This is a genomic window from Pseudoduganella sp. RAF53_2 (assembly GCF_052113985.1).
Lineage (GTDB): Bacteria > Pseudomonadota > Gammaproteobacteria > Burkholderiales > Burkholderiaceae_D > Rugamonas.
Map to the genome: position 1 here is coordinate 1 of NZ_JBFRDW010000372.1, position 5,884 is coordinate 5,884.

Consider the following 5,884-nt stretch of genomic DNA (forward strand, 5'->3'; position numbering starts at 1 on the left):
GTTCAGGAAAGACAGGCGCGACACGATCTCCTTGATCACGCGGTCGGCGATATCCTTTTTCGCGCCCTTCAGTTTCAGCTGTTCGAAGTAGCTCAGCGAATCGCGCAGCGGCTTCTCTGCGATCTGGTAAATCGAGCGTTCCTGCTTGCCGGTGCCGATCTTCACGTGACGCGCTTCCACGCGCAGACGCGCGCCTTCGCAGCTCGGACATTTCTTCTCGTTGATGAACTTCGCCAGCTCTTCCTTCACCGCCATCGAATCCGTCTCGCGGTAGCGGCGCGACAGGTTGTTCACTACGCCTTCGAAGCTATGCTCTTTCACCACCGTGCGGCCGCGCTCATTGATGTAGGCGAACGGGATGGCAGTCTTGCCGGAACCGTGCAGCACCACTTCCTGCGCTTTCGCAGGCAGCTTCTCGAACGGCGTATCCAGATCGAAATCATAGAAGGCGGCCAGCGCGGTCAGCATCGAGTAGTAGAACTGGTTGCGGCGATCCCAGCCCTTCACTGCGCCGGATGCCAGCGACAGATTAGGGAAGGCCACAATGCGCTTCGGATCGAAGAACTCGATATGGCCCAGGCCATCGCACTCGGGGCAGGCGCCCATCGGGTTATTGAAGGAGAACAGGCGCGGCTCCAGCTCCTGCAGCGAATAGCCGCAGGTGGTGCAGGCGAACTTGTTCGAGTACACATGCTCGGCGCCGGTGTCCATTTCGTAGACCATGGCGCGGCCGTCGGCCAGGCGCAGCGCAGTCTCGAAGCTTTCCGCCAGGCGCTGTTTGATCTCCGGATTCACCTTCACGCGGTCGATCACCACGTCGATGGTATGCTTCTCGGTCTTCTTTAGCTTCGGCAGATCGTCGACTTCGTAGATCTTTGCGTCATGCGTGCCGCTCTGCACGCGGAAGCGCACGAAGCCCTGGGCCTGCATCTGCTCGAACAGGTCCACGTGCTCGCCTTTGCGGTTGGCCACCACCGGCGCCATGATCATCAGCTTGGTGCCTTCCGGCATGGCCAGCACGGCATCCACCATCTGCGACACCGACTGCGCCGACAGCGCGTGGTCCGGATGGTTGATGCAATAAGGCGTACCGACGCGTGCGTACAACAGACGCAGGTAGTCGTGGATCTCGGTCACGGTGCCCACGGTCGAACGCGGGTTGTGCGAAGTCGCCTTCTGCTCGATGGAGATGGCTGGGGACAGACCTTCGATCAGATCCACGTCCGGCTTTTCCATCAGCTGCAGGAACTGGCGGGCATAGGCCGACAGCGATTCCACATAGCGGCGCTGGCCTTCTGCGTACAGCGTGTCGAACGCCAACGAAGACTTGCCGGAACCGGAAAGACCTGTGATCACGATCAGCTTGTTGCGAGGCAGATCGAGGTTGATGTTCTTGAGGTTATGCGTGCGCGCGCCGCGGATGCGGATTTCTTCCATTTAGCGAAGCCTTTTGAGCTGGATCAGTTGGATGAGGCAAATACTGTATATAATACCAGTGATAGAGGAATRCTGCTTGGGTCCGTCAAAAAAAGGTAGGCGGGGGACCGCGCCTGTATATAATCCCCGTTTAGCCCAATTTCAATGCAGGAGTAATACATGGCATCTGTTAACAAAGTCATCATCGTCGGCAACCTGGGCCGTGACCCGGAGATTCGCTACATGCCTAGCGGTGATGCAATCGCCAACATTGCTGTTGCGACCTCCTACCGCAGCAAGGACCGCAACACCGGCGAGCAGAAAGAACTGACCGAGTGGCACCGCATCTCCTTCTTCGGTCGCCTGGCGGAAATCGTTGGCCAATACCTGAAGAAAGGCTCTTCCGTCTACGTCGAAGGCCGTCTGYAGACCCGCAAGTACACCGATAAAGACGGCGTAGAGAAATACGCAACCGACATCATCGCCGAGCAGATGCAAATGCTGGGTGGCCGTCAAGGCATGGGCGGCGACGCCGGCATGGACGATATGGGCGGCGGCGGTTACGACGCGCCTCCAGCCCGTCCAGCCCCACGTCCACAAGCTGCACCAGCGCCGGCACCACGCCCGGCTGCCCGTCCAGCCCCGAATTTCTCGGACATGGATGACGATATTCCGTTCTAAGGTACACCCCAGAACGAGTTGTAAACAAGGCCCCGTAACTCTCTGAAGTTACGGGGCTTTTTTACGTTTGGTGAGTTTTTTGCGTCAACAGCATTCGCTCACTTATGTACACCTAAGGGAAAGTGTAAACAGCTCACTTGCAAAGCGGCTGATCTGACTCGGCAGCACTAATTCTCGGAAATTCATATCCCGTCTGTTCTACTAGCAAACCCTTTTCTAGCGGTCGTTCAGCAAAACCAATGCGAAAGATAGACTAATGAAAGTCATTAAGTCATTGATTTATATGAAAATTTCACTTTTGTAGGCGAAATAGTCGGGATAAAATTGGTTGGAAAACCCAGATATCGAGGCTAACCAGGTGACACCGTTCGGCTTATTCCTTCAGAACGCCAGAGGCGAGAGAAATCTGGCGCAAAAACAGCTGGCGGGGATGGTGGGTATTGACCAGTCGTATTTGAGCGGTCTCGAGTCAGGACGAAAGGGAGCTCCGCCTCCCGGCGTCGTTACTCGCCTTAAAGATGCCCTAAAACTCAATGAGCGCGACACTGTTGAACTTCAACTAGCAGCCGAGCAGTCTCGGCGAAAGTTCGAAATTCCTATTGCTGCAGCCCCTGCTGAATACGTTCTGATGCACGCCGTGGCCGGCAAACTTGGTCATCTGCGACCAGGACAGGTCCGAGCGATGCTCGAAATACTGGATCTCTAAGGGGGTAGGGAAATGCGGAAGGGAGAACTGACCATGTAAAAACAAAACGGGACAAACCTTTGACAGCTTGCCCCGTACGTGGACAACTGACGCTGCCCAGCTCGCACTGCCAGTATCGTCAAACGCCTACGTCCGGTCAAGCCCCCACTACTTTGCTTATCTGAAGTTTTTCCACTTCAGGAGTCTTCGTGCGCCCATTTTTGGGCGTAAAGGGAGATATTTTGCGTCCAAAGTCCAAGAGCTTCCCAGTTACTGGCATGTCCAACAACGATCCTGGTCCAGCCGGACCTTCGAGCAGGCCAGAGAAATATCGCATCAAGTACACGGTGACGAGGAATGGAGAGCGGATTCCGTTGCTTGTCGATGCCGTAGGATGCCCGGTCTTGACCGCGACCGTGTATGTTTTTTCGGAACTCCGTGCTCGAGGCCGAGCAGTGAATACGATAGACGCCACGTTGAGATCGATACTGCTTTTCTCCCTATTCTTAGATATCTATGAGATCGATTTGCAGGAGCGCCTTAGGGCTGGACAGCTACTTACGTTAAGAGAGATCGATGCGTTGGTGCAGATATGCCGCTTGCCTGTTGATCAAGTCCGCGCTTTCACCAAACCGATCGCTTCTTCAAATGTTCGTCTCCTCCCAAGAGCGCGCTCTCAAAGGTCATCGCCGACCTCGGTGAGGTCGGCATTCTGTGCGACTAGGCTACGCTCGATCCGCGACTATGTTGAATGGCTCGCCGTCTCCGGCTTCGGGACAGGTTCTCACTACAGCGCGTCAATGGCTGCCACGGTGCAGGCCTTCACTAAAGCGTTGAATAGCCGCATGCCTGTCAGCCACAGCAGATTGCGATCCGAGCGCGAGGGGCTTGATCGAAGCGAAGTGGATGAACTGCTCCGTATCGTCGATCCAGCTGCGCGAGACAATCCTTGGACAGATAAACACACGCGAGTTCGCAACGAGCTAATTATCTGGTTGCTCGTCTATCTAGGAGTCCGTCGCGGAGAGCTGCTAGGTGTTCGCGTTTCTGATCTCAACTTCAGGAACGAAACCGCGACGATTCACAGGCGTGCTGACGACCAAGATGATCCGCGGCTATATCAGCCAAACGCCAAGACTCAGGCACGAGAGCTGCCAATGTCATCGGCACTCGCTCAGCGCACTAGGGAATATGTCATATCGTTTCGAAATGGCGTTGAAGGGGCAAGGAAGCACGATTTCCTCTTTGTCGCCACTGATACCGGTCGACCGTTGTCGATAAATGGATTCGCAAAGATCTTTTATGCTCTTAAAGAGCATCCGTTGCTACCGCAAAAGCTATTCGCACATCTACTACGCCATACCTGGAATGATCGCCTATCAGAGCAATTGGATGAAAACGCGACTCCAGAAGAAGCAGAGAGGAAGCTGCGCTCTTACTTGATGGGCTGGTCGGAGACCTCAGGAACGGCATCCACCTATACGCGCCGACATGTTCGTCGTAAAGCAGCTGAAGCATCTGTCGCGATGCAAAACAGTTTRTTCAAGGGGCGAACCCAATGATTCCACATTCTGTCGCTCATCGTCCCACCTTGGTTTCTTCGTCGCTACAAGCGCGCACGCGAAGCGGCATTGTGTTTGATCCATTCGCTGATACATGGCGATTTAGAGATGAGGTGAAAAATGTTTCAATGAGGTTTGATACGCTTCTGATTTCCGTTGAGCTTCGAACCCATGTAAAGCGCGTCTTCGCTTGGTATTTGCAAAATGTCGCGTCCGCTACGGCAGAGACATACCTGGCACATTTTCGGCATTTCGTTAAAGCGTTGGCGGACCTGGGACGCGCGCCGGCGGACCATATAAGTGTTGAGGCACTCTTGACTTACCGGTCGTCTCTCAGTCGCAATGACATGTGGCATTTAGGATCGGTAGCGGTGATTCTCAGGAAATGGCATTCGCTCGATATCCCAGGAATAGCCGAAGGGGTAATTGACTTTCTCGCGGAGTTGCGCATTCCAGGAAATGCTAAAGGGGTAGCAGTCCTTACTAGAAACCCCTATTCGGGTCCGTTAAACGACCTTGAGTACGAGACGTTACTGGCAAGGTTGCACTCGAATTATTCCATGTCGCTAATCTCATTGGGAGACTACGTGCTCGTGCTGCTTGTAGTGGCACTGGGGCAGAGGCCTTCCCAGTACGCTTCGTTGAAGGTTATGGATCTGGTTGAGAGCGAGGCTAAAGCTGGAAAGATGATTTTTACGCTGAATGTTCCTCGTTCGAAGCAACGCGGCCAACTCCACAGGGACCAGTTCAAAGTTCGAGTTCTGAACGAGGAACTGGGCGCACTGCTTGCCAAACACGCAGCCCAAGTCAGGCAACAGTTTTCCAACTTACTGGTGTCGCCTGACGAAGCACCACTGTTTCCAAGCCAAATGTTTGGGGATCAACCAAAAGGGTTTGAATATCACCTGACTAGCGAAGCGTTCACCAGGCGCCTAAAGAGCGCTGTTAATACCTTAGCCATCATTTCGACTCGCACGGAAAGCGAAATGAACATTACCACGTATCGCCTTAGAAGGACGGTCGGCACACGTGCTGCCATTGAGGGATTAAAAGCATATGTGATCGCTGAAATGCTCGACCATAGCGATACGAAGAACGTAAGCGCGTACGTTCAAGCGGATCCAACAATGGTAGAGCGCATTGATCGTGCGCTGGCATTCCAGTTGGCCCCATTGGCGCAAGCGTTTGCCGGCGTGCTACGCCGGCGTGAAGAACCGTTACCAGAGGATAGCCATCTGCCGGAGATTTGGTCTCCACAATTTAGCCAGCAAGGCGAAGGCATCGGAAAATGCGGCGAACTTGGATTTTGCAAAGCCTTTGCGCCGATAGCCTGTTACACGTGCAAAAGCTTTCGCCCATGGATTGATGGTCCGCATGACGCGATTCTCGATTACCTGCTCAGTGAACGAGAGCGGCTAGTTTCGTCGGCGGATCTGCGCATCGCTTCGATTTGCGATCGTACGATCTTGGCTGTTTCTGAAGTCATTCAGAAATGCCGGTCTCAAAGGGAGATTGGATAATGAGTCATACAGTCATATTC

At 54.1% G+C, this 5,884-nt stretch carries 4 protein-coding genes and 1 pseudogene; 4 read left to right on the forward strand and 1 reads right to left on the reverse strand.

Going from position 1 to position 5,884, the window contains the following annotated elements:
• A pseudogene (locus AB4Z11_RS20290) lies at positions 1 to 1,437 on the reverse strand (excinuclease ABC subunit UvrA); the annotation flags it as partial.
• A gap of 159 nt (positions 1,438 to 1,596) precedes the next feature.
• Here AB4Z11_RS20290 and ssb point away from each other — a divergent pair.
• The 4 genes from ssb (at position 1,597) to AB4Z11_RS20310 (ending at position 5,864) form a co-directional block, all read left to right on the forward strand.
• Positions 1,597 to 2,097 (forward strand): single-stranded DNA-binding protein, encoded by a 501-nt coding sequence (ssb, locus tag AB4Z11_RS20295; RefSeq protein WP_442027240.1) that lies wholly within the window; start codon positions 1,597 to 1,599, stop codon positions 2,095 to 2,097.
• A gap of 328 nt (positions 2,098 to 2,425) precedes the next feature.
• On the forward strand, positions 2,426 to 2,803 hold the full coding sequence (locus AB4Z11_RS20300; RefSeq protein ID WP_442027242.1) for a helix-turn-helix domain-containing protein: 378 nt from the start codon (positions 2,426 to 2,428) through the stop codon (positions 2,801 to 2,803).
• 188 nt (positions 2,804 to 2,991) lie between these two features.
• Positions 2,992 to 4,344, forward strand: coding sequence for a tyrosine-type recombinase/integrase (locus AB4Z11_RS20305; protein WP_442027244.1), 1,353 nt, complete (start codon positions 2,992 to 2,994; stop codon positions 4,342 to 4,344).
• A complete protein-coding gene (locus AB4Z11_RS20310) occupies positions 4,341 to 5,864 on the forward strand; it encodes a site-specific integrase (protein WP_442027245.1) in 1,524 nt (507 codons plus the stop codon). Before AB4Z11_RS20305 ends, AB4Z11_RS20310 begins: the two co-directional genes overlap by 4 nt.
• The last annotated feature ends 20 nt before the right edge of the window (positions 5,865 to 5,884 follow it).

Excerpts from the sequence above, each read along its gene's own strand:
- AB4Z11_RS20310 (WP_442027245.1), top strand. The coding sequence starts at position 4,341 with ATGATTCCACATTCTGTCGCTCATCGTCCCACCTTGGTTTCTTCGTCG.